The sequence below is a fragment of the Variovorax paradoxus genome (genome assembly GCF_902712855.1).
In the GTDB taxonomy this organism is placed as follows: domain Bacteria; phylum Pseudomonadota; class Gammaproteobacteria; order Burkholderiales; family Burkholderiaceae_C; genus Variovorax; species Variovorax paradoxus_Q.
The window spans coordinates 1,619,322-1,643,207 of sequence record NZ_LR743507.1; the positions used below are offsets into that span (position 1 = coordinate 1,619,322).

Sequence of the window (23,886 nt, forward strand, 5' to 3'; positions counted from 1 at the left end):
GCCCGGACGCGTTGCCCGGTCCCGCCACCCTTGCCGCCCACCACCTTGCCCGCTGCAGACCCCTTCGACTACGACGCCGCACTCATGGCCTGCGCCCGCGGCGACCGCTCGGCCCTGCAGCGGCTCTACCAGCGCGAGGGCCGCTACCTGATGGGTGTGGCGCTGCGCATCGTGCGCCAGCGCCAGCAGGCCGAAGACGTGCTGCACGATGCCTTCATCAGCATCTGGCAGCGCGCCGACACCTTCAACCCCGCACGCGGCGAAGGCCGTGGCTGGATCTACAGCGTGGTGCGCAACGCCGCGCTGAACATGGTGCGCAGCGGCGCGCGCCAGGTGCATGTGAGCGAAGACGCGGCCGAGGCCATCGACGACCAGGCGGCGCTCGCTGCGTATGCCTCGTCGGCCGATCCGTTCGAGCTGCGCGCCGACCTTGGCAAGCTCGAAGGCTGCCTGGGCGGGCTGGAGCCGGCGCGACGCGACTGCATCCTGTATGCGTATGTCGAAGGCTGCTCGCACGGCGAAATCGCCGAGCGGCTGCAGACGCCGCTGGGCACGGTCAAGTCATGGATACAGCGCGGCATGCGCGCGCTGCGGGAGTGCATGGCATGAGCACGACCCCGGATAACAACAGCCACGGCAACAACGGTTTTGAAGACATCGACGCGCTGGCGGGCGAGTACGTGCTGGGCACGCTGTCGGCCCAGGCGCGCGTCGGTGGATGCGCGCATGCCCGGCGAGCCCGCGCTGCGCGAGGCGGTGCAGGCCTGGGAGGCGCGGCTGTTGCCGCTGACCGCGCTGGCGCCGCCGGCCGAGCCGTCGCCCGCGCTGTGGACGCGCATCGAGCGCAGCCTGGGGCCTGTGGCTGGCGCGGCGGCGTCGAAGGCGGCGCCGGCACGAACGTCGGCCCTGTCGGGCTGGTGGAACAACCTGAACCTGTGGCGCGGCCTGGCTGCGGGTGGCTTTGCGGCTGCGGCGCTGATGGTGGCGGTGATGGTCACGCGTCCGCTGCCGACGCCGCAGTACATGGTGGTGCTGGTGGCGCCGCAGGACAAGGCACCGGGCTGGGTGATCCAGACGACCGGTTCGCGCCAGCTCAGCCTGGTGCCGCTGGGCACCTTCGAGGTGCCGCCGCAGAAGACGCTGCAGTTCTGGACCAAGGCCGACCAGTGGCGCGGCCCGGTGTCGCTGGGGCTGGTGAAGCAGGGTGAGACGCTGCGCATTCCCATCGACAAGCTGCCGCCGCTGGAGCCCAACCAGCTGTTCGAGCTGACGCTGGAGCCGGAGAACGGCTCGCCGATCGACCGGCCGACAGGGCCGATCCAGTTCATCGGGCGTGCGGTGAAGGTGCTGTAGCAGGCGCTTTGTGCGTTGCTCCTTCCCTGCTGGGGAAGGTTGGGGTGGGGGATGGCGGCGCTGGTTTCGCTTCGGTGCTTCGTTGCACGCCGCTTGCCCCCACCCTGCCCTCCCCCAGAGGGGAGGGGAAAGACACGAACCTCGGGCAGGTATGAGGCACTGCTGCGCTGGTGTTGCCTCTCGGTGCTTCATCGAACGCCGCCGGCCCTCACCCCGCCCTCTCCCCGAGGAGAGGGGGCAAGGCAGGGGAGGGGTGTGAGCAGGCTGCTTTTCATTTGCGCGCCGGGAGCGTTCGACGGGATGGGAGGCTGCTGCATTGCTCCTTCCCCGCTGGGGAAGGCTGGGATGGGGCACGACAGCGCTGGTATCGCTTCGGTGCTTCGTTGCACGCCGCTTGCCCCCACCCCTGCCCTCCCTCAGAGGGGGAGGGAGAAAGGCAACGACCTCGGGCAGGTATGAGGCACTGCGGCGCGGGTATAGCGTCGGTGCTTCATCGAACGCCGCCGGCCCTCACCCCGCTCTCTCCCCGAGGGAGAGGGCAAGGCAGGGAGGGGTGTGAGTAGGCTGCTTTCCATTTGCGCGCCAGGAGCGTTCGACGGGATGGGAGGCAATGCTGCATTGCCCTTCCCCCGCTGGGGAAGGTTGGGATGGGGCACGACAGCGCTGGTATCGCCTCGGTGCCTCATCGAACGCCGCTTGCCCCCACCCTGCCCTCCCCAGAGGGGGAGGGGAAAGACACGAACTTCGGGCATGTATGAGGCACTGCGGCGCTGGTTGCCTCTCGGTGCTTCATCGAACGCCGCCGGCCCTCACCCCCGCCCTCTCCCCGAGGGGAGAGGGGGCAAGGCAGGGGAGGGGTGTGAGCAGGCTGCTTTTCATTTGCGCGCCGGGAGCGTTCGACGGGATGGGAGGCTGCTGCATTGCTCCTTCCCCGCTGGGGGAAGGCTGGGATGGGGGCACGACAGCGCTGGTATCGCTTCGGTGCTTCGTTGCACGCCGCTTGCCCCCACCCCTGCCCTCCCCCAGAGGGGGAGGGAGAAAGGCAACGACCTTGGGCATGTATGAGGCACTGCGGCGGTGGTATTGCCTCTCGGTGCTTCATCGAGCGCCGCCAGCCCTCACCCCCGCCCTCTCCCCAAGAGGAGAGGGAGCAAGGCAGGGCCGGGAGAACGACAGCAGACCTCGGGCGCATGGCTGACATCGCGCGCGCCCGGGCGCTGAAGATAATCCCGCCCATGACTGCCCTCGATTGCTACTACAGCCTTTCCTCGCCCTGGGCCTACCTCGGCGGCCCGCAGCTTCAGGACATCGTGCGTCGCCACCATGTGCGGCTCACGCTCAAGCCCTACGACTTCCAGGCGGTGGTGCCGCAGACCGGCGGGATTCCGCTGAAGACGCGGCCCGAGCCGCGCCGCACGTACCACGCGCTGGAGCTCGCCCGCTGGAGCGAGTACCTCGGCATGCCGATGAACCTGGCGCCCGCGCACTACCCCAAGGGCGCACCGAGCGATCCGAACTGGAACAAGTACCCCGGCTGGATGGTGATTGCCGCGCAGCTCCAGGGGCTGGACGCGCAGCCGCTGTCGCATGCGCTGCTGCGCGCGCTGTGGGCCGAGGAGCGCGACACGTCGAGGGCCGAGGTGCGCATCGCCGTGGCCGACGAGAACGGCTACGACGGCGCTTCGCTGCAGGCGATGGAACAGTCGGCCGAGGTGCTCGCCGCCTACCGCGTGAACAGCGCAGAGGCAGTGGAAGCGGGCGTGTTCGGCGCGCCGACCTTCATCCTGAACGGCGAGCGCTTCTGGGGGCAGGACCGGCTGCCGTTCCTCGACCGGGCGCTGGACAAGCTGCGCGCGGCGCGCTGAGCGGGCGCGTCAGTCGTCCTCGCCGTCGAGCACCGACTGCGCGGCGTCGCGCACGCGCTCGTTCGTGTCGTGCGCTGCGGCATGCGCGACGGCCGCGTGCCACGGCTGGCCTTCGTGCTTCCAGGCGCCGATGCTGCGCGCGGCTTCCCAGCGCACATCGGCGTTGTCGTCGTTCGCCAGCCGCTCGGCCAGCGCAGGCAGCAGGCGCTGGCCGGCTTCGGTGCCCAGTCCGCGTTCCCAGCACAGGCTGGCCGCATGGCGGCGCACGAAGGCACGCGGCGAGCCGAGGCCGCGCAGCGCTTCGTCGACTTCGCCGGGGCGCAGCTCGCAATAGCTGCTGCCCGGCCGCAGGATCTCGAGCGCCGCGCCGACCGTGGCGGGCGGGCCGGCAAGCAGCGCTTCGAGCGGGCGGTAGTCGAGCGGCAGCGGCGTGCGATCGCGAAACGCGGAGTAAGGCGCGCACAGGCCTTCGATGGCGGCCCTGGCGGTGTCGCTGGGGGCGCCTGTTCCGGTGCCGTCGGCCTGCGCGAGTTGCGAAAGCAGCCAGTCGCTTTGCCCCAGGTAGGCTAGGGCGCGTGCAGCCCAATGGCGGCCGGGCTCGTCGCGCGACTTCACCATCTGCGTCTTCAGCGCGTCCAGCACTTCGGGCGTGGCTGTGCCGATGCGGCCCAGCAGCCGTGCGCCTCTCCAGGCGTGGTCGTTCCTGTCCTTGCCTTTGCCGTGCCGCATGCGTTCGAGCAAGGCGGGCACGGCCGGCGCACCGATGGCACAAAGCTGTTCGGCGGCTTCCTCTGCGCCGATGGCGCCGTCGAAGCGGTCGAGCCGGCCGATCAGGAACGCGACGCGCTCGGCCACCGGCAGCGCGGCCACGCGGGCGCGTTCGCGGTCGGCAGCGGCCTCCGTGGTGAAGGTGCGTTCGAAGGTTTCGTCGCCGAGGCAGCGCCGCGCCAGGGCGGTGGCGTATTCCTCGTCGTGCACGAAGACCACGAAATCGGGCGTGAGCGGGGGTGCGCCGCCCAGCGCTTCGCGCACCTTCCGCGATGCGCTCGCCAGCACGTCGAAGCAGTCTTTTTCGGCCTGCAGCCAGTCGGCGCGCGAACCCCGGCGGGCGGCGCTGTCGGCGGCCTCGGCGGCGGCCCGCAGCGCGGGGCTTTCGTAGTCGATGAGCTCGTGGTCCCAGTCGGCGGGGTTCCAGTCGGCGTCCCAGAAGTCGGGCGATGCGCGGTCTTCGTCCCCGCGCGCGGAGACGGTGTTGGCGGCGAGCGAGGGCAGGGCGATGATGCCGTCGCACTCGCGGTACACGCCGTGGAAGGCCGCGACGTAGAAGCGCTCTTCGGGGTTGTCGTCCAGCAGGCGGCGCAACGCCCGCACGGCGTCCTCGACGACCAGCGGTTCCAGGGCTTTCCAGTGACTCATGCGGGCCTCTCCCTCGGGCTTTCGTTTGGGCCTGCGATCGTAAAGGGCGGTGCCGGTGGCGATAATCCGGCGATGCGAATCCGCTTTACCAAGATGCAGGGGGCCGGCAACGATTTCGTCGTGCTGGACGAAACACGCGGCACGCTGGGCCTCACGGCCGCGCAATACCGCTTTCTGGCCGACCGCCATTTCGGCGTCGGCGCCGACCAGATCCTGACCGTGCGGCCCTCGCCGGCGGCAGGCATCGATTTCCAGTACGTCATCCACAACGCCGACGGCGGCGAGGTGGAGCAGTGCGGCAACGGCGCGCGCTGCTTCATGCGCTTCGTCAGCGAACACAAGCTGACCGACAAGTCCGAGGTGCGCGTGCAGACGCTGGCCGGCGTGATCGAGCCGCGCATGGGCGCCGATGGCCGCGTCACGGTGGACATGGGCGCGCCCATCTTCGAAGCCGCGCGCGTGCCCTTCGACACCGCGGGCCTCGACGCGCAACCCGAAGGTTCCTGGGAGAAGTGGCACCTGGCGCTTGGCACCCGCGCGGGCAGCGCTATTGTTTCGGTAGCGGTGCTGTCCATGGGCAACCCGCACGCGGTGCAGGTGGTCGACGACGTCGAGGCCGCGCCGGTGGCCGAGCAGGGACCGCAGATCGAGCACCACCCGCGCTTTCCGCAGCGGGTGAACGCGGGCTTCATGCAGGCGGTGAGCCGCACGGACATCAAGCTGCGGGTGTTCGAGCGCGGTGCCGGCGAAACGCTGGCCTGCGGCACGGGTGCGTGCGCAGCGGTGGTGGCGGGCATCCGGCTGGGGCTGCTGGAGCGCCGGGTCGACGTGCAGACGCACGGCGGCGTGCTCACGATCGAGTGGCAGGGAGAAGGCCAGCCGGTGCTGATGACCGGGCCGGCCACGACGGTGTTCGAGGGCGACATCGAGGTGCCAGAGCTGCCATGACCACTTTCACGAACAACAACGACGCCAACGCCATGAACCCGATCACCGAAGACGACATCGCGAACTACCTGGCCAACACCCCCGACTTCTTCGAACGCCATGCCCAGCTGCTGGCGCAGGTTCAGCTCACCAGCCCGCACGGCAACCGCGCCGTGAGCCTGCAGGAGCGCCAGGCCGAGATGCTGCGCGAGAAGATCAAGGCGCTGGAGCACCGCCTGATGGACATGGTGCGCCACGGCACCGAGAACGTGGTGATCGCCGACCGCCTGCAGCGCTGGACCAAGGGCCTGCTGACCACGCGCGACCCGCGCAGCCTGCCGTACCGCATCGCCGTCGACCTGCAGTCGCTGTTCCTGGTGCCGCAGACGGCCATCAAGGTGTGGGACTGCACGAGCGAATACCTCAACGAGGCCTATGCCCAGTGGGTGAGCGACGACGTGAAGGCGCTGGCCACCTCGCTGACCTCGCCCTACTGCGGGCTCAATTCGGGCTTCGAGGCCGCCAGCTGGCTGCCGGAGCCGCAGGCGGCCATGTCGATCGCGCTGATTCCGCTGCGCGCCGACGCCGAGTCGCCGGCCTTCGGCATGCTGGTGCTGGCCTCGCCCGACGCGCAGCGCTTCAATTCCGAGATGGGCACCGACTTTCTCGAGCGCATCGCCGAGCTGGCCTCGGGCGGGCTCTCGCGGCTGCGTCCTTGAAGCGCCCGCGCTGGTTGCGGCGGCCCTGGCAGGCCGCGCTGGCCGGCGTGCTGGCCGGCGTGCTGCTGGCCGGTGTGGCGGCCTATGCGGCCATCGGCGCCTTCATCTGGTGGCATGCCGAGACGCTGCTGGCGCACCCGCCGCAGCGCCCGGCCGACGCGGCGCTGGTGCTCGGCAGCCGCGCCTACCTCGACGGCAAGCCGCATCCGTGCCTGGCAGGGCGGGTCGACACCGCAGTGGCCATGGCCAGGACCGGCCTGGTGCGCCAGCTCGCGTTCTCGGGCGGCGTCGACTCGGAAGACGGCCGCACCGAGGCGACGGCCATGAAGGAGCGTGCCGTCACGGCGGGCTTTGCCGGGCCGATGCTGCTGGAGCCGGCCTCGACCTCGACGCGGCTCAACCTGTCGCTGTCGCGCCCGCTGCTGCTGGCGGCCGGCGTGCGCAGCGTGGTGATCGTGTCGGAGCCGTTCCACCTGTGGCGCATCGAGCGACTGGTGAAGATGAGCGGTTTCGACCGCAGCTTCGACGTGCAGTACGCGGCGGCGCCCACGTCCTGCTGGAACGCGCTGGGGCCTTTGTCGAAGGGCGCGTTGCGCGAGCCGGCAGCCATCGTGAACAATGCCTTCCGTGGCTTCCTCTTCTGAACCGGCGGTGCCGGCTGCATCCCATGACGCCGGCTGGATCGACAAATACCTCGAGCATGTGCGCGTGGAGCGCCGGCTCGCGCCGCGCACCCTCGAGCTCTACAGCTTCCACCTGAAGTCGCTGGTCGACAACGCCGCCGAGGCGAAGCTGCCGCTGGACCGCGTGCAGACCGCCCACGTGCGCCGCTGGATGGCGAAGCTGCACGCGAGCGGCCGCGAGCCGCGCGGCATCGCGCTGGTGCTGTCATGCTGGCGCAGCTTCTACCGCTGGCTGGGCCATGAGGGCCTGGTCGGTTTCAATCCGGTGCAGGACGTGCACGCGCCCAAGGCCGGCCGGCCACTGCCCAAGGCGCTGGGCGTGGACGACGCAGTGCGCCTCGCCGAGCTGTACGACCCCGAGGCCGACCCGTGGACCGAGGCGCGAGACAGCGCCATCGTCGAGGTGCTCTACGGCTGCGGCCTGCGCGTGAGCGAACTCACGGGGCTCGATGCGCAGGCCAGCGGTACGGCGCGTGGCTGGATCGACCTCGACGCGCTCGAAGCCAACGTGCTCGGCAAGGGCAGCAAGCGCCGCATCGTGCCCGTGGGCAGCAAGGCGGCCGAGGCATTGCGCGACTGGCTCGCGGTGCGCGGCGAGTGCACGGGGCTCGCCGTCTCGCAGGCCGTGCACCCGGAATCGGCGGCCGCGCTCTTCATCAGCACCAAGGGCATGCGCATGTCGTCGCATGCGGTGTGGAGGCTGCTGCGTGCGCGCAGCCTGAGGGCCGGGCTGGCGGCGCCGGTGCACCCGCACATGCTGCGCCACTCGTTCGCGAGCCACGTGCTGCAGTCGAGCAGCGACCTGCGCGCGGTGCAGGAACTGCTGGGCCACGCCAGCATCGCGACCACCCAGGTCTATACGCGGCTGGATTTCCAGCATTTGGCCAAGGTCTACGACGCGGCGCATCCGCGCGCCAAGGCCAAGCCCGAAAACGACAAGTAAGCAAGCAACAAAACAATGAAAACACTTCGCCTCAAGCCCGGCAAGGAGCGCTCGATGCAGCGCCGCCATCCCTGGGTCTTCGAATCCGCCATTGCGCGCGGGGGCGCCGATTCGGGCGAGACGGTGCGCGTGGAATCCCACGACGGCGCCTTTCTCGCCTGGGCCGCGTTCAGCCCCGACTCCAAGATCCGCGCGCGCGCCTGGAGCTTCGTCGAGACGCAGCGCATCGACGCGGCCTTCCTGGCCTCGGTGTGCGAGCGCGCGGTGAAGGCCCGCGGCCTGTTCGACCTGCAGAGCGATGGCGTGCGCGTGATCCACGGCGAGGCCGACGGCCTGCCGGGGCTGATCGTCGACCGCTACGGCGACACGCTGGTGGCGCAATTTCTCTCCGCCGGCGTGGAGCGCTGGAAGGACGCGCTGGCCGACGCGCTGCTGAAGTCCACGGGCCTCACCAGGCTCTACGAGCGCTCCGACGCCAGCGGGCGCGAGCGCGAGGGCCTGAAGCCGGTCACGGGGTGGCTGCGCGGCGACGGGCCGACCGAGATCGTCATCCGCGAGCACGGCTGGAAGCTGTCGCTCGACATCGCCACCGGCCACAAGACCGGCTTCTACCTCGACCAGCGCGACAGCCGCCAGCGCTTCGCCGAACTGGCGCAGCACCGGCGCTTTCGCCGTGTGCTGAACTGCTTCTGCTACACGGGCGGCTTCACGGTGGCGGCGCTGGCCGGGCTGAAGGCGGCGGGCGCGCTCGACGGCGCGGAGCTGGTGTCGGTCGACTCGTCGCTGCCGGCGCTGGAACGCGCACGCGCCAACCTGGCGCTCAACGGCTTCGAAGGGCACGGCATCCGGGCGGAATTCCTGGACGCCAATGTCAACACGATGCTGCGCGAGTACGTCGACCAGGGCCGCACCTTCGACGCGATCGTGCTCGACCCGCCCAAGTTCGCGCCCACGGTGGCGCACGCGGAGCGGGCCGCGCGCGCCTACAAGGACATCAACCGGCTGGCATTCAAGATTCTCGAGCCGGGCGGGGTGCTGCTGACCTTCTCGTGCTCTGGCGGCATCAGCGCCGACCTGTTCCACAAGATCGTGGCCTCGGCCGGGCTGGACGCGGGCGTGGACGGCTACATCGCCGAACGCCTGGGCGCGGCGCCGGACCATCCGATGACCATCGAGTTCCCGGAAGGGGAATACCTCAAGGGGCTGGTGGTGGTGAAAAAACCGCTCTGATGCGGTATCGACGGCGCTTCGACCATGCCTCCGCGCGTGGCTTGACCCTGCCACCAACGCAACTCAGTGGCATTGGCTAAACTGCCTGCCACGCCTTTTTCCAGGCTCTTTCCTTGTTTTCCGCTTCCGGAGCGACTCCCCCATGGCACTCATTCCCGCGACCATCCTCACCGGCTTCCTCGGCTCGGGCAAGACCACCTTGCTCAAGCGCATCCTGACCGAGGCCCACGGCCAGAAGATCGCGGTCATCGAGAACGAGTTCGGCGAGGAGAACATCGACAGCGACATCCTGGTGACCGAGTCGAAGGAGCAGATCGTGCAGATGAGCAACGGCTGCGTCTGCTGCACCATCCGCGAAGACCTGCGCGAAGCGCTGCAGCTGCTGGCCGCCAAGAAACGCCAGGGCCTGCTCGATTTTGACCGCGTGGTGATCGAGACCACCGGCCTGGCCGACCCCGGCCCGGTGGCGCAGACCTTCTTCATGGACGACGAGATCGCCGAGAGCTACCTGCTCGACTCGATCCTGACGCTGGTGGACGCCAAGCATGCGCCGCAGCAGCTCAACGACCGCCAGGAAGCGCGCCGCCAGGTGGGCTTTGCGGACCAGATCTTCATCAGCAAGAGCGAGCTGGTGTCGGCCGAGGAAACCGATGCGCTGATCCATCGCCTGAAGCACATGAACCCGCGCGCGCCGCAGCAGAAGGCCCACTTCGGCGACGTGCCGCTGAAGGACATCTTCGACCTGCGCGGCTTCAACCTGAACGCAAAGCTCGACATCGACCCCGACTTCCTGAAGGAAGACGACCACGATCACCACGACCACGATGGGCATGCTCACGCGCATGGCGAGCACTGCGACCATCCCTCGCACAAGCACGACGGCCACGGGCACCACCACCACACGGACGACGACGTGAAGAGCTTCGTCTACAAGGCCGACCGCGCCTTCGATCCGGCCAAGCTCGAAGACTTCCTGGGCGCGATCGTCAACATCTACGGCCCGCGCATGCTGCGCTACAAGGGCGTGCTGAATATGAAGGGCACCGAGCGCAAGGTGATCTTCCAGGGCGTGCACCAGCTGATGGGCAGCGACCTGGGTCCGGAATGGGGCAAGGACGAGGCGCGCCAGAGCCGCATGGTGTTCATCGGCATCGAGCTGCCGCGCGAGATCCTGGAGCAGGGGCTGGAGCAGTGCCTGGTCTGAAGCTCTGACTTGCTCCTTCCCCCTTTGGGGGAAGGTTGGGATGGGGGCACAGCGGCCTTCGAGGCTGCATGGCGTTGAATGCCGCTGTGCCCCCACCCCGGCCCTCCCCCAGCGGGGGAGGGAGAAATACCTTACTTGCCCAGTTCGCCCAGCGGCTTGCCGTTGATCTTCAGGCTGCCGTCGCTGAACTCGACCTGGCCGGTCACGTCGTCGCCGTCGCGCTTGACGTAGCCCTGTTCCTCGCCCTGTTCGACCAAGCCGGCCACCATCTCGGGCGGCGGCGTCTGGCCGGTCTGGGCGCCGGTCTCGGCCATCTTCTCGAGCCACTTCACGGGCAGGCGGGCGTTGGCCTTGAGCACGCCGCGCTTCATGAGCAGGGCGGTGCCGGGCAGCTGCAGGTCTTCGTCGGTCACGCCGGTCATGCTCACCGAGTAGCTGACCTCGCCGCGCTTGCCGTCGATCTCGACCAGCATCTTGTCGACGCCGCCCTCGGGGCTGTACTTGGCCATGCTCTTCAGGTCGGGAGCGAGCTGGTCGGCCAGCGCCTTCATGGCCGCCTGCGCGGCCTTGTTGCCACCCTTGCCGCAGCCGTTGGCGGCGCTGGACTGCATCCAGGCGTCGGCCAGCTTCCGGTAGGTGGCGGCATGGATGCGCCGTGCGCCGCTGGTCATCTCGAACCTGTCGATCTTCGTCTCGCCGATCTTGCCGCTGCCCTTGAGCGTGCCGCCGGAGGCATAGAGGCCGTCCTTGAGGGTGGCGTCGCCCGACAGGTCCAGGCCCTGGAGCACCAGGGTGGGCAGGGCCTTGACCGGGTCGATGGCGGGCGTCTCGGCATCTTCCCCGGCCGCTTTCTTCTTCTTGACGGCGAATTCGAGCGTGTCGAGCTTGCCCGTGGTCTTGCCTGTGACCAGGAACCAGCCGGCGCTGCTGTCCATGTCGGCGTTGGCGGTGAGCTTGCCCATCTTCATGGTCACGCCGCTGCGCGTGTCGCTGAAGTCCAGGCCGGGCAGCGTCATGTCGTAGTGCACCTGGGTGCGGCTGGCGTTGACCTGCATGCGCGCCTGTGCGCCCTGCCAGGCGAGCTGGCCCTTGCCTTCCTCGGCGAACCTGGCGGGCGCGACGGTCATGTCGGTGGTGAAGCCGCCGTCGAAGCCGACCTTGGTGCGGGCGGTGAGGGGCTTGGCGTCGCCGAATAGCTTCTTCGCGTCGGCCTGCGTCTTGGCGTCGAGCACCAGTTCGCTGTCGATGGTGGCCGCCGCCAGCGAGCCGCCGGCCAGCGGGCCGTGGTGAATGGTGTCGCGGAGGGTGAAGCGGATCGGCTTGGGCGGCGTGGCGTCGGCTTCTGCCTCGTCTTCCTCCGATTCGTCCTCCTCGGCGCCTTCGGGCTTGGCCGGCTTGGCGGGCGCCTGCGCGACGGCGGCGGCATCGGCCGCGCAGCCGATCTCGAGCGTCACGGTGCTGACGGCGCCGAAGAAGCCGCGGTCGTACTGGCGGTCGATCACGCGCACCAGTGCGGTCTGCTTGGGCAACTCGTCGAGCGCCGTGTCGTAGCGCGACTTGACCTGCGAACCGGCCCACCAGGTGCTGCCGCCGTAGGCCACCGCGATGGCCGCGGCCAGGATTCCCACTCCCAAAACTGCTTTCTTGCTCAAGGCTTTCTCTCTTTTATGTCGAATGATCGGATAGGCCCCCGCCGCCATGTGGACAAGCACAGGCAAGGCGCCGGGCCCGCGTTGCCCCCTCCGACAACGCCGGGCGATGCTAACGGAGTTGCCGAGGGAGTTACCCATCGGCTCCGGCCGCATGCAGACACATCGCCCGCGCTGGCGAGTTCTCTATACAATCGCGCGCCTGTTCCGGCAGCCACGTTCGATCCGCATGGACAAGAAGTGACTTCCGGCACGGGGCGCCGCACGTTTGTGGCGGGCTTTCGGGGGTATAACCCCGGGGTTCGCCACTGGCGGGCACCCCGACACCAGGGACCACGGGCGGTCTGAACGCCGCGCGAGGTTCCATGGGAGGAGACACCCAGTGAAAGCGCGTTCCAGTTCGTCAAAGGAGCCAGTCACCGTGAAGAAACCCGCCGCAAAGGCCACGCCCGCCACCAAGCCCGCCGTCAAGAAGGCGCCGGCTGCGAAGCAGGCTGTACCTGCGGCCAGGAAGGTTTCCTCCGCTGCACATGACACCGGCGCGAAAGAGACAAGCGCATCCAAAAAGCCCGCAGTACCCACGGCCAAGGCCGAGACCGCTGCGACCAAGAAGTCCGCCAAGCCTGCTACTGCCGCCACCAAGACCGCAGGCGCGGGTCCATCGTCATCCAAACCCGTCGGCCGCCCTGCTGCCGTTCCTTCCGTCCCCTCGAGTCCCATGAAAAAAACGGCTGCCGCCTCCACTTCCGCCCCGGCGACACCCTCGATGCCCGCTCAAACCGCCACGCCCGCTCCCGCGCGTGGTGGCCGCGTGTCCCGGCTGTCGCAACTGACCGTTCCCTCGATGCCGCAATCCGTGGCGTCGACCGCGGCCAAGTCCAGTTTCTCGCAGGCGCCTTCCAATGCGCTGGTGCCGCCGCCGCCGCTGGCCGTCAAGAAAGATCCCAAGCTGGCCAACAACTGGAAGACCAAGTCCGCCAACGAGCTGACCGATGCCGAAGTCATCGCCATGCCCGATGACGAGTACATGAACGAAAAGCAGATGGCCTTCTTCCGCCTGAAGCTCGAAGAACTCAAGCGCGGCATCCTCGAGAACGCCGGCGAGACCACCGAGCACCTGCGCGAAGACACGGTGGTGGTGCCCGATCCGGCCGACCGCGCCACCATCGAGGAAGAACACGCCCTCGAACTGCGCACGCGCGACCGCGAGCGCAAGCTGCTCAAGAAGATCGAACAGTCGATCCAGCGCATCGACGCCGGCGACTACGGCTACTGCGACGAGACCGGCGAACCCATCGGCGTCGGCCGCCTGCTGGCCCGCCCGACCGCCACGCTGTCGCTCGAAGCGCAGCAGCGCCGCGAGCTCAAGCAGAAGATGTTCGGGGATTGATCGAGAACAGGCACAGGACACCCCCCGTTCGATAGTCTTCATCGCATGGCCAAGGAAGAATCGGGTCGCCTGCTCTCCAAGGTGGCCAAGTTTGTCCGCAATCCACTGAAGGATTGGTCGGAACTGGATGCCCCTCCCTCGGCGTCGGACTCGTCGCTGCCCGACCAGACCTACAGCCGCGAGATGCTGAAGGAGATGATCGAGCGGCGCCAGCGCAACGATTTCGTGCGCCGCCGCGAGTTCGACATGCTGCGCAAGCTGCGCCAGCGCGAAGCCGCCGCCCATGCCTTCGACGCGACGGTGACGCCATCGTCGTTCAATCCCAACAGCGCCTCCGGAAAGCACGACGGCCGCGCGCTCACGCTCAAGAAGATCGACGAGATCGAAGAGCAGATGTCGCAGCAATGGTGGAAGGGCCGGGGGCCGAACGGCGAGACCCTGGTCAACGCGCCACCCGACGCCGGCGCCGAGACGCTGCCGCCGGTGCACACCGACGACCTGCTCGAGGAACCGGCCCCGCGCGTGCCTGCTGCCACGGCCCCTTCCGTTCAGCATGCCGAGCCGGACGTCCTCGACGACGCCCAGCTATCCGTGCCCGCTGCCGGCGTTCCGCTGATGTCGTCGCGCCTGGCGCACGACGGTGCGCTCGAGGAAGCGGTGATCCGCTTCGCGCACGGCGATGACGCCGGCGTCGAAGCCATCCTGCTGCAGGCGCTCGCTTCCGAGGGCGCCGCGCCCGACGACGACGAGAACGCCCCCGCCGTCCAGCGCGACGACGACCGCTGGCGCGCGCTGTTCGACCTGTACCGTGCGACGGGTGACGCCGCCAAGTTCGCGGCCGCACGCATGCGCTATGCGCAGCGCATGCGCCGCATGGGCCCCGACTGGGTCTCGCTCGAGGAACTGGCTCGCAGCGTCAAGGCGGTCACTGCCAGCGAGGAGGCGGTCACGGCTTCCGGCGGTGCGGCGCATGCGGACTGGGCCTGTCCGCCGCGTCTGGCGCGCGAAGGTTTGGTGGAACTCACGCGGGCCCTCTCGAAGGCCGGGTCGGTCTGGACGCTCGACTGGCGCGCGCTGACCGCGGTGGAGGCCGATGCGGCTTCGCCGTTGCGCGTGCTGTTCAACCACTGGGCCGACTCCCCGGTGCAGATCCGCTTCATGGGTTCGGCCCAGCTGCTGGCCGTGCTCTCGGAAGCCGCGCCGAACAACGAACGCAGCACCCCGGACGTCTGGTGGCAGCTGCATCTGGCGGCGCTGCGGCTGATGCACATGCCCGACGATTTCGAACTGGTGGCGCTGAATTACTGCATCACCTACGAGGTGTCGCCGCCGTCATGGCAAGACCCGCGCGGCGAATGCACCTCGCTGGCCGCGCCGCCGGTGAGCCGTTCCAACTCGGTGTGGTCGCTGCTGTCGGTCGGCGGCGATTCCGAGAGCTTCCCGTCCACCGACAGCGGCTTCGCCGCGCTGGCCGGCGACTTGCGGGGCGAGTCGCTGTCGTGCTGGCAGCGGCTCGACAACGACCTGCGGCACACCACTGCGCCGGTCATCTCGTGCGCGGCACTCCTGCGGATGGACCTGGCCGCGGCGGGCACGCTGCTGAGCTGGGTGCGCGCACGCGACGCCAACGGCGAACGCGTGCAGTTCGTCGATGCGCATCGGCTGATTGCCGCGCTGTTCAACCTGGTAGGCATCGCCGATCACGCCACCGTGGCGGTTAGGAAAAACTAAAAACTGCGCCGCCAGCTGGCGGTTGCATTGGCGCCGCGCACCCCCAGATGGCTGCGATGGAACAGTTTCACGGCACCACCATCGTGAGCGTGCGCCGCAAGACCCCCCAAGGCGACCAGGTCGCCATTGGCGGGGACGGGCAGGTCACTCTCGGCAACATCGTCATCAAGGGCACGGCGCGCAAGGTGCGCCGCCTCTATCACGGCAAGGTGCTCGCCGGCTTTGCCGGCGCCACGGCCGACGCCTTCACGCTCTTCGAGCGCTTCGAGGCCAAGCTCGAGAAGCACCAGGGCCACCTGACCCGCGCGGCGGTCGAGCTCACCAAGGACTGGCGCACCGACCGCGTGCTGCGCAAGCTCGAGGCCATGCTGGCCGTGGCCGACGCGACCACTTCACTCATCATCACCGGCAACGGCGACGTGCTCGAACCCGAGGACGGCGTGATCGCCATCGGCTCTGGCGGCGCCTACGCGCAGTCGGCGGCCAAGGCGCTGATTGAAAACACCGAACTCACGGCCGAGCAGATCGTGCGCAAATCGCTGGCGATCGCCGGAGAAATCTGCATTTACACGAACATGAACCACACCGTGGAAGCGCTCTGACCATGTCCATGACCCCCCAGGAAATCGTCTCCGAGCTCGACAACCACATCGTCGGGCAGCCCGCCGCCAAGCGCGCCGTGGCCATCGCGCTGCGCAACCGCTGGCGCCGCCAGCAGGTCGACGACAAGCTGCGCCATGAGATCACGCCCAAGAACATCCTCATGATCGGCCCCACGGGCGTGGGCAAGACCGAGATCGCACGGCGCCTCGCGCGCCTGGCCGATGCGCCTTTCATCAAGGTGGAGGCCACCAAGTTCACCGAGGTGGGCTACGTGGGCAAGGACGTCGACTCGATCATTCGCGATCTCGCCGAGATCGCCGTCAAGCAGACGCGCGAATCCGAAAGCGTGAAGGTGCGCGCGCGCGCCGAGGACGCTGCCGAGGAGCGCATTCTCGATGTGCTGCTACCGCCCGCGCGCGGTGCCGATGGCGCTACGCCTGCGCTGGACGGCCCCAATCCCACGCGCCAGGCTTTCCGAAAGAAGCTGCGCGAGCACCAGCTCGACGACAAGGAGATCGAGCTCGACCTCGCCGAGACGCGCGCGCCGCTCGAGATCATGGGTCCGGCGGGCATGGAGGAAATGACCGAGCAGTTGCGCGGCATGTTCGGCCAGATGGGCGGCGGCAAGCGCAAGACGCGCAAGCTCAAGATCGGCGAGGCGATGCGCCTGCTGATCGACGAGGAGGCTGCCAAGCTGGTCAACGAGGACGAGATCCGCGCGCAGGCCATCACCAACGCCGAGCAGAACGGCATCGTGTTCATCGACGAGATCGACAAGGTCGCCACGCGCAGCGAGGCGCAGGGTTCCGACGTGTCGCGCCAGGGCGTGCAGCGCGACCTGCTGCCGCTCGTGGAGGGCACAGCGGTCACCACCAAGTATGGCGTGGTGCGCACCGATCACATGCTCTTCATCGCGAGCGGCGCGTTCCACCTGAGCAAGCCGAGCGACCTGATTCCCGAGCTGCAAGGGCGCATGCCGATTCGCGTGGAGCTGCAGTCGCTGTCGGTGGCGGACTTCGAAAGCATCCTCACGCAGACGCGTGCGTCGCTCGTGAAGCAGTACCAGGCGCTGCTGGCCACAGAGGGTGTGACGCTCGAGTTCACGCCAGAGGGTGTGAATCGGCTCGCCACCATTGCCTTCGAGGTGAACGAGCGCACGGAGAACATCGGCGCACGCCGTTTGTCGACCGTGATGGAGCGCCTGCTGGATGAGGTAAGCTTCGACGCGACCCGCCTCGAAGGGCAATCGATCCGCATCGATGCCGCCTATGTCGACCAGCGCCTCGCGGCACTAAGTCACGACGAAGACCTTTCGCGCTTCATTCTCTGAAGCCGCTTCCCTCGCCCCTGTTACGGGGCAATCCTTCACGCATCACTTTCACTGCGTGAGCTAAGTAGTTCATTCTCAACGAAATTCGCCGATTCCAAGGATTTGGAATCGGCGCTAAGTCGTTGATTCCATTACAAAAAATACCACTAACGGCCAGTTGCTTCCTAAGTGTTTCCTGCTACAGTGCAAAAAAGTGCAGTTAAGTGGGAAAAAGTGCGGGTAGTGCCCCTTTCGGGTGTTGCAGCACCTCCCAACACAGGGGTTTCGTGGTCGTGTTTCAAGGCGCTTCATCGCTCAGTCTGGATGCCAAGGGGCGGCTCTCCGTGCCGACCCGGCATCGCGACGTCCTGAGCGCCACGGCAGGCGGCCAGCTCACGATTACCAAGCATCCGCACGGATGCCTGATGGTGTTCCCCCGTCCCGAATGGGAAAAATTCCGCGAGCGCATCGCCGCGCTGCCGATGTCGGCGCAGTGGTGGAAGCGCGTCTTCCTGGGCAACGCCATGGATGTCGAGATGGACGGCACCGGCCGCATCCTGGTGTCGCCCGAACTGCGCGCCGCCACCGGCATCGTGCGCGACACGCTGCTGCTGGGCATGGGCAACCACTTCGAACTCTGGGACAAGGCCACGTACGAGGCCAAGGAGGCCGAGGCCACCCAGGGCGAGATGCCGGATGTGTTCCAGGACTTCGCGTTCTGAGGGCTCACGTGAACACCCCATGGACCCATACGACCGTCTTGCTGAACGAAGCGGTGGAAGCCCTTCTTTCAGGCAGCACGGAAGCCTCCGGCACCTACGTGGACGCCACCTTCGGGCGCGGAGGTCACGCGCGCGCGATCCTCTCCAGGCTGGGGCCGCAGGGCAGGCTGATCGCATTCGACAAGGATGCGGAAGCAGTGGCCGAAGCAGCGCGCATCTCCGATGCGCGTTTTTCCATCCGCCACCAGGGATTCCGGTCGCTGGGCGAACTGCCCGACGCGAGCGTCAACGGCTTGCTGATGGACCTGGGCGTGAGCTCGCCCCAGATCGACAACCCGGTGCGCGGTTTCAGTTTTCGTTTCGACGGCCCGCTCGACATGCGCATGGACACCACGCGCGGCGAGAGCGTGGCTGAATGGCTGGCAACGGCCGAACTCCAGCAGATTGCAGAGGTGATCCGTGACTATGGCGAAGAACGGTTTGCTGTTCAGATTGCAAAGGCGATTGTTGCTCGCCGACAAGAACGGGGCCCAATTTCAACCACCACCGAACTGGCCGAGCTCGTGGCTGGCACGGTCAAAACCCGCGAGCAGGGCCAGAACCCTGCAACGCGCACATTTCAGGCTTTTCGGATTTTCATCAACGCCGAGCTTGAAGAGCTGCAACAGGCGCTAGAAGCGAGCCTGTCCGTGTTGCAACCTGGCGGCCGGCTTGCGGTGATCAGCTTCCACTCGCTGGAAGACCGCATCGTGAAGCAGTTCATCGCGAAGCATTCGAAGGAGGTCTACGACCGCCGCGCGCCGTTTGCCGCGCCGAAGGTGATGAAGCTGCGCGCACTCGAGCGCATCAAGCCGTCCGAAGAGGAAGTGCGGGGCAACCCGCGCTCGCGCAGCGCGATCCTTCGCGTGGCCGAACGCACGGAGGCCGCATGAACGCCGCCCGTCTTCTCGAAGGCGCTCGCACCCTCGACTGCGAGGGGCTCGGCGGAGCCTTGCGGCGGCGCAGCCTGGGCGAGGTTCTCTGACCATGGCCCGCGTGAACCTCCTGCTGATGCTGGCCGTCATCGCGACGGCGTTGTTTCTGGTGCATACCCAGTACCAGTCGCGCCAGCTCTACACCGAGCTCGACCGCTCGCAACAGGAGGCGCGCCGCCTCGAACTCGATCGCGACCGCCTGCAGGTCGAGAAGCGCGCCCAGGCCACGCCGCTGCGCGTCGAGAAGCTCGCCAAGGAGCAGCTGCAGATGCGCACCACCTCGCCGGCGATCACGCAGTACGTGCGCCCCGACGGCTCGGTGATTCCGGCCGTGGCGCCGGTGGCGCCTGCCATGCCCGCCGCGCCGGGCAGCAAGCCCGCCGCCAAACCCGCCGCTGCAGCGAGGTCCGCACGATGACCCGCGGCAACCGCAGCGTGCGCTACACCACCAGCCCCTTGCTCGCGAGCAAGACGCCGGTGTGGCGAAGCAAGTTCATCGTCGCCGGCATCGCGCTGGGCTTCGTCATGCTCGCCGGCCGCGCGGCCTACGTGCAGGTGTTCGGCAACAGTTTCTTCCAGCGGCAGGGCGAAGTGCGCTTCGCGCGCACGCTCGAGCTGCCGGCCAACCGAGGCCGCATCCTCGATCGCAACGGGCTCATCCTGGCGTCCAGCGTGGTGGCGCCCAGCATCTGGGCCATCCCCGAGGACATCGAGCGCGACGACCCCGAGGTTCGCACCAAGCTCAAGCAGGTGGCCAAGCTGCTCGAGATGCCGCAGAAGGACTTCGACAAGAAGCTCGAGGACGAGGACAAGACCTTCGTCTGGGTCAAGCGCCAGGTCGACGAGCCGATCGCCAAGCAGATCGCCGCGCTCAACATCAAGGGCATCTACCAGCGCCGCGAATACAAGCGCCAGTACCCCGAGGGCGAGGCCGCCGCGCACGTGGTGGGCTTCACCAACGTGGAAGACAGCGGGCAGGAGGGCATCGAGCTCGCGTTCAACAAGGACCTGGCCGGCAAGGCCGGGTCGCGCCGCGTCATCAAGGACCGCCTGGGCCGCGTGGTCGAGGGCGTGGGCGACACCGTGCCGCCGCTGGACGGCAAGGACATCCAGCTCAGCGTGGACAGCAAGGTGCAGTTCTTCGCCTACCAGAAGCTGCGCGACGCCGTGACGGCGCGCAAGGCCAAGGCCGGCAGCGTGGTGGTGCTCGACAGCACCACCGGCGAGGTGCTCGCGCTGGCCAACTACCCGAGCTACGTTCCCGACAAGCGCCAGAACCTCACCGGCGAGCAGCTGCGCAACCGCGCGCTCACCGACACCTTCGAGCCCGGCTCGACCATGAAGCCGATCACCGTGGCGATGGCGCTGGAAGCCGGCCGCGTGAAGCCGCAGACCCTGATCGAGACCGGTCCCGGCCGTTTCCAGATCGGCGGCTTCACCATCAGCGACACGCACAACTACGGCACGCTGACGGTCGAGGGCGTCATCCAGAAGTCGAGCAACGTCGGCGCGCTCAAGATCGCCCAGAAGATGACCCCGCACGAAATGTGGGACACCTACACGGCGCTCGGCTACGGCCAGAAGCCGCAGATCCAGTTCCCCGGTGCCGTCACCGGCCGACTGCGTCCCTGGAAGACCTGGAAGCCGGTCGAGCAGGCCACCATGGCCTACGGCTACGGCCTGTCGGCGTCGCTGTTCCAGATGGCGCATTCGTACACCTCGTTCGCGCACGACGGCTCGCTCATCCCGGTCACTATCCTCAAGAACACCGAGCCGCCGGCCGGCGTGCGCGTGTTCTCGCCCTCGAACGCGCTGGCGGTCCGCAAGATGCTGCAGATGGCCGCGGGTCCGGGCGGCACCGGCACCCGCGCGCAGACGGTCGGCTACTCGGTGGGCGGCAAGTCGGGCACCGCGCACAAGCAGGTTGGCAAGGGTTACGCGAGTAACAAATATCGCGCGTGGTTCACCGGCATGGCGCCGATCGAGAAGCCGCGCATCATCGTGGCCGTGATGATCGACGAGCCCAGCGACGGCCAGTATTTCGGCGGCCTGGCAGCGGCCCCCGTGTTCAGCGAAGTCGTGCAGCAGACCCTGCGCATGATGAACGTACCGCCCGATCTGGCGGTCAAACCGCTTGTGATGACGCAGGGCGTCGACGAGAGCTTCTGAACATGCTGACCTTCACTTCCCCTCCACTCGCAGCGGCCTGGCTCAAGGAACGCGCGCCGCAGGCCGCGCTGCATGCGGACAGCCGAGCCGTGAATGCCGGCGACGTCTTCATCGCGTGGCCCGGCGCCGCCACCGACGGGCGCAAGCACGTGGCCGCCGCGCTGGCGCAGGGCGCCGTGGCCTGCCTGGTCGAGCACGAAGGCGTCGAGGCCTTCGGCTTCGAGGGCGACGAACGCATCGTGAGCTATCCCGGCCTGAAGGCCGCCACGGGCCCGATCGCCTCGGCCTTCTACGACAACCCTTCGGGATTGCTCGACGTGCTGGCCGTGACCGGCACCAACGGCAAGACCTCCACCGCGTGGTGGCTGGCCGAGTCGCTCTCCACGCTGCGCGCGGCGGGCGGCGTGCGTGCGATGAAGCCCGACGGCACCATGCAGCGCGATGCGCCGTCGCCCTGCGCGGTGATGGGCACGCTGGGCATCGGGGTGCCGCCCGAACTCACCTACACCGGCCTGACCACGCCCGATCCGGTGATGATGCAGCGCGGGCTGCGTTCGCTGGTCGAGCGCGGCTTCGGCGCGTGCGCCATCGAGGCCTCTTCCATCGGCATCGCCGAGCGCCGCCTCGACGGTGCCCGGATCGCGGTGGCGGTCTTCACCAACTTCACGCAGGACCACCTCGACTACCACGGCAGCATGGACGCCTACTGGCAGGCCAAGGCCGAGCTGTTCCGCTGGCCCGGCCTGCGCGCGGCGGTGATCAACATCGACGACACGCACGGCGCCAGCCTCTGCGCCAACCTGATCGACGCCGGCATCGGCGCGCTCGACGTCTGGACCGTGTCGGCCGATGGCAAGCCGGCGCGCCTCGTGGCACGCGACATCGGCTACGACGCACAGGGCCTGCAGTTCTCGGTGGCCGAGCACGGCACGGCGGCGGTCGAACGCCTGTCCACCGGCCTGATCGGCCAGTACAACGTGGCCAACCTGCTCGGCGTGCTGGGAACTTTGCGCGCGCTCGGCCTCACGCTGGCCCAGGCGGTGACGGCCTGCGGCAGCCTCACCAGCGTGCCGGGCCGCATGGACAGGGCCGGCACCGGCGAAGGCGCACCGCTGGCCGTGGTCGACTACGCCCACACGCCGGACGCGCTCGACAAGGCGCTCATCGGCCTGCGCCCGCTGGCGAAGCAGCGCGGCGGCGCGCTCTGGTGCCTGTTCGGCTGCGGCGGGGACCGCGATCCGATCAAGCGCCCCATGATGGCCGCCGTGGCCGAGCGCCAGGCCGACCGCGTGGTCGTCACCAGCGACAACCCGCGCAGCGAGAAGCCCGACGCGATCATTGCCCAGGTGCTGCGCGGCTTTTCGCGCCCCGACGCGGCGCAGGTGCAGCCCGACCGCGGCATCGCCATTGCCGACGTGATCGCGCAGGCGGCGCCACAGGACGTCGTGCTGATCGCCGGCAAGGGCCACGAGGCCTGGCAGGAGGTTGCCGGCAAGCGCATCGAGTTCTCCGACAAGGCCCACGCGCTGGACGCGCTGGCACTGCGAGGTGCGGCATGACCGACACGACGCCGCTCGACATCACGCTCGCCCGTGTGCAGCAATGGATTCCCGGTTCGCGCCTGGTGGGTGACGCCTCGACCGTCATCGCCCGCGTGCACACCGACACGCGCACCCTCGCGGCCGGCGACCTGTTCGTCGCGCTCAAGGGCGAGCGCTTCGATGCCAACGACTTCCTCGCCGACGCGAGGAAGCAGGGCGCCGTCGCGGCCATCGCGCACCACGGCCTCGAGGCCGCCGGCCTGGCCGGGCTCGAGGTGCCGGACTCGCTGGCCGCGCTGGGCGCGCTCGGCGCGGGCTGGCGCGCGCAATTCGAACTGCCGCTCATCGCCGTCACCGGCAGCAACGGCAAGACCACGGTCACGCAGATGATCGCGGCCATCCTGTTCGCCAGCCGGGCCGAGCGCGCGCTCGCCACCGCCGGCAACTTCAACAACGAGATCGGCGTGCCGCTCACGCTGCTGCGCCTGCGCGCGGAGCACCGCCGCGCGGTGGTGGAGCTGGGCATGAACCATCCGGGCGAGATCGCGCGGCTGGCCGCCATCTCGCGCCCGACCATCGCACTGGTGAACAACGCGCAGCGCGAGCACCAGGAATTCATGGCCACCGTCGAAGCCGTGGCTGTGGAGAACGCTTCCGTCTTCGCGGTGCTGCCCGACGACGGCACGGCCGTGTTCCCGCACGGCGACGTCTTCACCTCGCTGTGGACCGACATGGCGCGCGACACCGGGTCGCGCCGCTGCATGACCTTCGGCGAGCCGGAAGACGCCGATATCTCGCTCGAAAGCGCCGAATGGGCGCAGGGCGCCTGGGCCGTGCGCATCCGCACACCTCTCGGCAGCTTCGCCACGCGGCTGCACATCGCGGGCCGCCACAACGTCGTCAACGCGCTGGCGGCCACCGCCTGCGCGCTTGCGGCCGGCGTGTCGGTCGAGACCATCGCCGCCGGCCTCGATGCGTTCGAGCCGGTCAAGGGCCGCTCGCGTGCCATCGAGGTGGTGCTGGCCGACGGCCATGCGCTCACGCTGGTCGACGACAGCTACAACGCCAACCCCGATTCCGTGATCGCCGCCATCGACGTCCTCGCCGCACTGCCGGGTCCGCGCCTGCTGGTGCTCGGCGACATGGCCGAGGTGGGCGACCGTTCGCCGGAATTCCACGCCGAAGTCGGCGACCGTGCGCGCGAGCGCGGCATCGAGGCCGTGTACACGCTGGGCACCGCCACCGCGCATGCCGTCACGGCGTTTCGCGGCGGCGCCGGAGGCCGTCATTTCGACACGTTCGACGCCCTCGGCGCGGCCGTTCTCTCGCACCTGCCGCAGGCCGGCAGCGTGCTCGTCAAGGGATCGCGCTCCATGAAGATGGAACGCGTGGTGCAGGCCATCGAGGCCCAGGCACGGACTCTCGCCACAACAAGAAAAGGAGGCCGGTCATGACGCA

20 protein-coding genes and 1 pseudogene are annotated in these 23,886 nt (G+C 68.5%); 19 read left to right on the forward strand and 2 right to left on the reverse strand.

The window, feature by feature from the left end; translation table 11 throughout:
* Nucleotides 1–30: 30 nt before the first annotated feature.
* From AACL56_RS07240 to AACL56_RS07250, 3 genes and pseudogenes are all read left to right on the forward strand, one after another.
* Complete coding sequence (locus AACL56_RS07240) at nt 31–609, forward strand: sigma-70 family RNA polymerase sigma factor (protein WP_425336992.1); 579 nt, start codon at nt 31–33, stop codon at nt 607–609.
* A pseudogene (locus AACL56_RS07245) lies at nt 606–1,353 on the forward strand (anti-sigma factor). The gene AACL56_RS07240 and the pseudogene AACL56_RS07245 overlap by 4 nt, the downstream one beginning before the upstream one ends.
* 1,235 nt (nt 1,354–2,588) lie before the next feature.
* The gene (locus AACL56_RS07250) at nt 2,589–3,218 is read left to right on the forward strand and encodes a 2-hydroxychromene-2-carboxylate isomerase (RefSeq protein WP_339089149.1); all 630 of its coding nucleotides are present in this window, start codon (nt 2,589–2,591) and stop codon (nt 3,216–3,218) included.
* 9 nt (nt 3,219–3,227) lie between these two features.
* Here AACL56_RS07250 and AACL56_RS07255 read toward each other — a convergent pair whose 3' ends face one another.
* Nucleotides 3,228–4,634, reverse strand: coding sequence for a DUF4303 domain-containing protein (locus tag AACL56_RS07255; RefSeq protein ID WP_339089150.1), 1,407 nt, complete (start codon nt 4,632–4,634; stop codon nt 3,228–3,230).
* A 72-nt stretch (nt 4,635–4,706) separates the two neighbouring features.
* On the opposite strand from AACL56_RS07255, the gene dapF reads away from it, so the two are divergent.
* The 6 genes from dapF (at nt 4,707) to AACL56_RS07285 (ending at nt 10,340) form a co-directional block, all read left to right on the forward strand.
* Nucleotides 4,707–5,582 (forward strand): diaminopimelate epimerase, encoded by an 876-nt coding sequence (gene dapF, locus AACL56_RS07260; RefSeq protein WP_339089151.1) that lies wholly within the window; start codon nt 4,707–4,709, stop codon nt 5,580–5,582.
* Nucleotides 5,579–6,280, forward strand: coding sequence for a DUF484 family protein (locus AACL56_RS07265; RefSeq protein WP_339089152.1), 702 nt, complete (start codon nt 5,579–5,581; stop codon nt 6,278–6,280). Before dapF ends, AACL56_RS07265 begins: the two co-directional genes overlap by 4 nt.
* Nucleotides 6,277–6,924: a YdcF family protein gene (locus tag AACL56_RS07270; RefSeq protein WP_339089153.1), complete on the forward strand. Its 648-nt coding sequence runs from the start codon at nt 6,277–6,279 to the stop codon at nt 6,922–6,924. Before AACL56_RS07265 ends, AACL56_RS07270 begins: the two co-directional genes overlap by 4 nt.
* Nucleotides 6,908–7,906 (forward strand): tyrosine recombinase XerC, encoded by a 999-nt coding sequence (locus tag AACL56_RS07275; RefSeq protein ID WP_425336993.1) that lies wholly within the window; start codon nt 6,908–6,910, stop codon nt 7,904–7,906. Before AACL56_RS07270 ends, AACL56_RS07275 begins: the two co-directional genes overlap by 17 nt.
* A gap of 15 nt (nt 7,907–7,921) precedes the next feature.
* Nucleotides 7,922–9,136 (forward strand): class I SAM-dependent rRNA methyltransferase, encoded by a 1,215-nt coding sequence (locus AACL56_RS07280; RefSeq protein WP_339089155.1) that lies wholly within the window; start codon nt 7,922–7,924, stop codon nt 9,134–9,136.
* 142 nt (nt 9,137–9,278) lie between these two features.
* Entirely contained in the window at nt 9,279–10,340 is a 1,062-nt protein-coding gene (locus AACL56_RS07285) for a CobW family GTP-binding protein (RefSeq protein ID WP_339089156.1), read from the forward strand.
* Between the two features lie 131 nt (nt 10,341–10,471).
* Here the strand turns inward: AACL56_RS07285 and AACL56_RS07290 are convergent, their stop codons facing one another.
* Nucleotides 10,472–11,992, reverse strand: coding sequence for a YdgA family protein (locus AACL56_RS07290; RefSeq protein ID WP_339089157.1), 1,521 nt, complete (start codon nt 11,990–11,992; stop codon nt 10,472–10,474).
* A gap of 418 nt (nt 11,993–12,410) precedes the next feature.
* On the opposite strand from AACL56_RS07290, the gene dksA reads away from it, so the two are divergent.
* From dksA to AACL56_RS07340, 10 genes are all read left to right on the forward strand, one after another.
* Nucleotides 12,411–13,379 carry an RNA polymerase-binding protein DksA gene (dksA, locus tag AACL56_RS07295; protein ID WP_339089158.1) on the forward strand — a complete coding sequence of 323 codons (969 nt, stop codon included), beginning with the start codon at nt 12,411–12,413 and terminating at the stop codon, nt 13,377–13,379.
* Nucleotides 13,380–13,424: 45 nt separating this feature from the next.
* Nucleotides 13,425–15,110, forward strand: coding sequence for an STAS domain-containing protein (locus AACL56_RS07300; protein WP_339089159.1), 1,686 nt, complete (start codon nt 13,425–13,427; stop codon nt 15,108–15,110).
* Between the two features lie 56 nt (nt 15,111–15,166).
* The gene (hslV, locus tag AACL56_RS07305) at nt 15,167–15,712 is read left to right on the forward strand and encodes an ATP-dependent protease subunit HslV (protein ID WP_339089160.1); all 546 of its coding nucleotides are present in this window, start codon (nt 15,167–15,169) and stop codon (nt 15,710–15,712) included.
* Between the two features lie 2 nt (nt 15,713–15,714).
* On the forward strand, nt 15,715–17,043 hold the full coding sequence (hslU, locus tag AACL56_RS07310; protein WP_339089161.1) for an ATP-dependent protease ATPase subunit HslU: 1,329 nt from the start codon (nt 15,715–15,717) through the stop codon (nt 17,041–17,043).
* Between the two features lie 272 nt (nt 17,044–17,315).
* Complete coding sequence (gene mraZ, locus AACL56_RS07315) at nt 17,316–17,744, forward strand: division/cell wall cluster transcriptional repressor MraZ (RefSeq protein ID WP_012746060.1); 429 nt, start codon at nt 17,316–17,318, stop codon at nt 17,742–17,744.
* A gap of 8 nt (nt 17,745–17,752) precedes the next feature.
* Nucleotides 17,753–18,676, forward strand: coding sequence for a 16S rRNA (cytosine(1402)-N(4))-methyltransferase RsmH (gene rsmH / locus AACL56_RS07320; protein ID WP_339089162.1), 924 nt, complete (start codon nt 17,753–17,755; stop codon nt 18,674–18,676).
* Between the two features lie 94 nt (nt 18,677–18,770).
* Nucleotides 18,771–19,136 carry a cell division protein FtsL gene (gene ftsL / locus AACL56_RS07325; RefSeq protein ID WP_339089163.1) on the forward strand — a complete coding sequence of 122 codons (366 nt, stop codon included), beginning with the start codon at nt 18,771–18,773 and terminating at the stop codon, nt 19,134–19,136.
* Nucleotides 19,133–20,887, forward strand: coding sequence for a peptidoglycan D,D-transpeptidase FtsI family protein (locus tag AACL56_RS07330; protein WP_339089164.1), 1,755 nt, complete (start codon nt 19,133–19,135; stop codon nt 20,885–20,887). The genes ftsL and AACL56_RS07330 overlap by 4 nt, the downstream gene beginning before the upstream one ends.
* A gap of 2 nt (nt 20,888–20,889) precedes the next feature.
* Nucleotides 20,890–22,446, forward strand: coding sequence for a UDP-N-acetylmuramoyl-L-alanyl-D-glutamate--2,6-diaminopimelate ligase (locus tag AACL56_RS07335; RefSeq protein ID WP_339089165.1), 1,557 nt, complete (start codon nt 20,890–20,892; stop codon nt 22,444–22,446).
* Nucleotides 22,443–23,882 carry a UDP-N-acetylmuramoyl-tripeptide--D-alanyl-D-alanine ligase gene (locus AACL56_RS07340; protein ID WP_339089166.1) on the forward strand — a complete coding sequence of 480 codons (1,440 nt, stop codon included), beginning with the start codon at nt 22,443–22,445 and terminating at the stop codon, nt 23,880–23,882. The genes AACL56_RS07335 and AACL56_RS07340 overlap by 4 nt, the downstream gene beginning before the upstream one ends.
* Nucleotides 23,883–23,886: the final 4 nt, after the last annotated feature.

Excerpts from the sequence above, each read along its gene's own strand:
- AACL56_RS07250 (WP_339089149.1), top strand. The coding sequence starts at position 2,589 with ATGACTGCCCTCGATTGCTACTACAGCCTTTCCTCGCCCTGGGCCTAC.
- AACL56_RS07255 (WP_339089150.1), bottom strand. The coding sequence starts at position 4,634 with ATGAGTCACTGGAAAGCCCTGGAACCGCTGGTCGTCGAGGACGCCGTG.
- dapF (WP_339089151.1), top strand. The coding sequence starts at position 4,707 with ATGCGAATCCGCTTTACCAAGATGCAGGGGGCCGGCAACGATTTCGTC.
- AACL56_RS07265 (WP_339089152.1), top strand. The coding sequence starts at position 5,579 with ATGACCACTTTCACGAACAACAACGACGCCAACGCCATGAACCCGATC.
- AACL56_RS07280 (WP_339089155.1), top strand. The coding sequence starts at position 7,922 with ATGAAAACACTTCGCCTCAAGCCCGGCAAGGAGCGCTCGATGCAGCGC.
- AACL56_RS07285 (WP_339089156.1), top strand. The coding sequence starts at position 9,279 with ATGGCACTCATTCCCGCGACCATCCTCACCGGCTTCCTCGGCTCGGGC.
- AACL56_RS07300 (WP_339089159.1), top strand. The coding sequence starts at position 13,425 with ATGGCCAAGGAAGAATCGGGTCGCCTGCTCTCCAAGGTGGCCAAGTTT.
- hslV (WP_339089160.1), top strand. The coding sequence starts at position 15,167 with ATGGAACAGTTTCACGGCACCACCATCGTGAGCGTGCGCCGCAAGACC.
- hslU (WP_339089161.1), top strand. The coding sequence starts at position 15,715 with ATGTCCATGACCCCCCAGGAAATCGTCTCCGAGCTCGACAACCACATC.
- ftsL (WP_339089163.1), top strand. The coding sequence starts at position 18,771 with ATGGCCCGCGTGAACCTCCTGCTGATGCTGGCCGTCATCGCGACGGCG.
- AACL56_RS07330 (WP_339089164.1), top strand. The coding sequence starts at position 19,133 with ATGACCCGCGGCAACCGCAGCGTGCGCTACACCACCAGCCCCTTGCTC.
- AACL56_RS07335 (WP_339089165.1), top strand. The coding sequence starts at position 20,890 with ATGCTGACCTTCACTTCCCCTCCACTCGCAGCGGCCTGGCTCAAGGAA.
- AACL56_RS07340 (WP_339089166.1), top strand. The coding sequence starts at position 22,443 with ATGACCGACACGACGCCGCTCGACATCACGCTCGCCCGTGTGCAGCAA.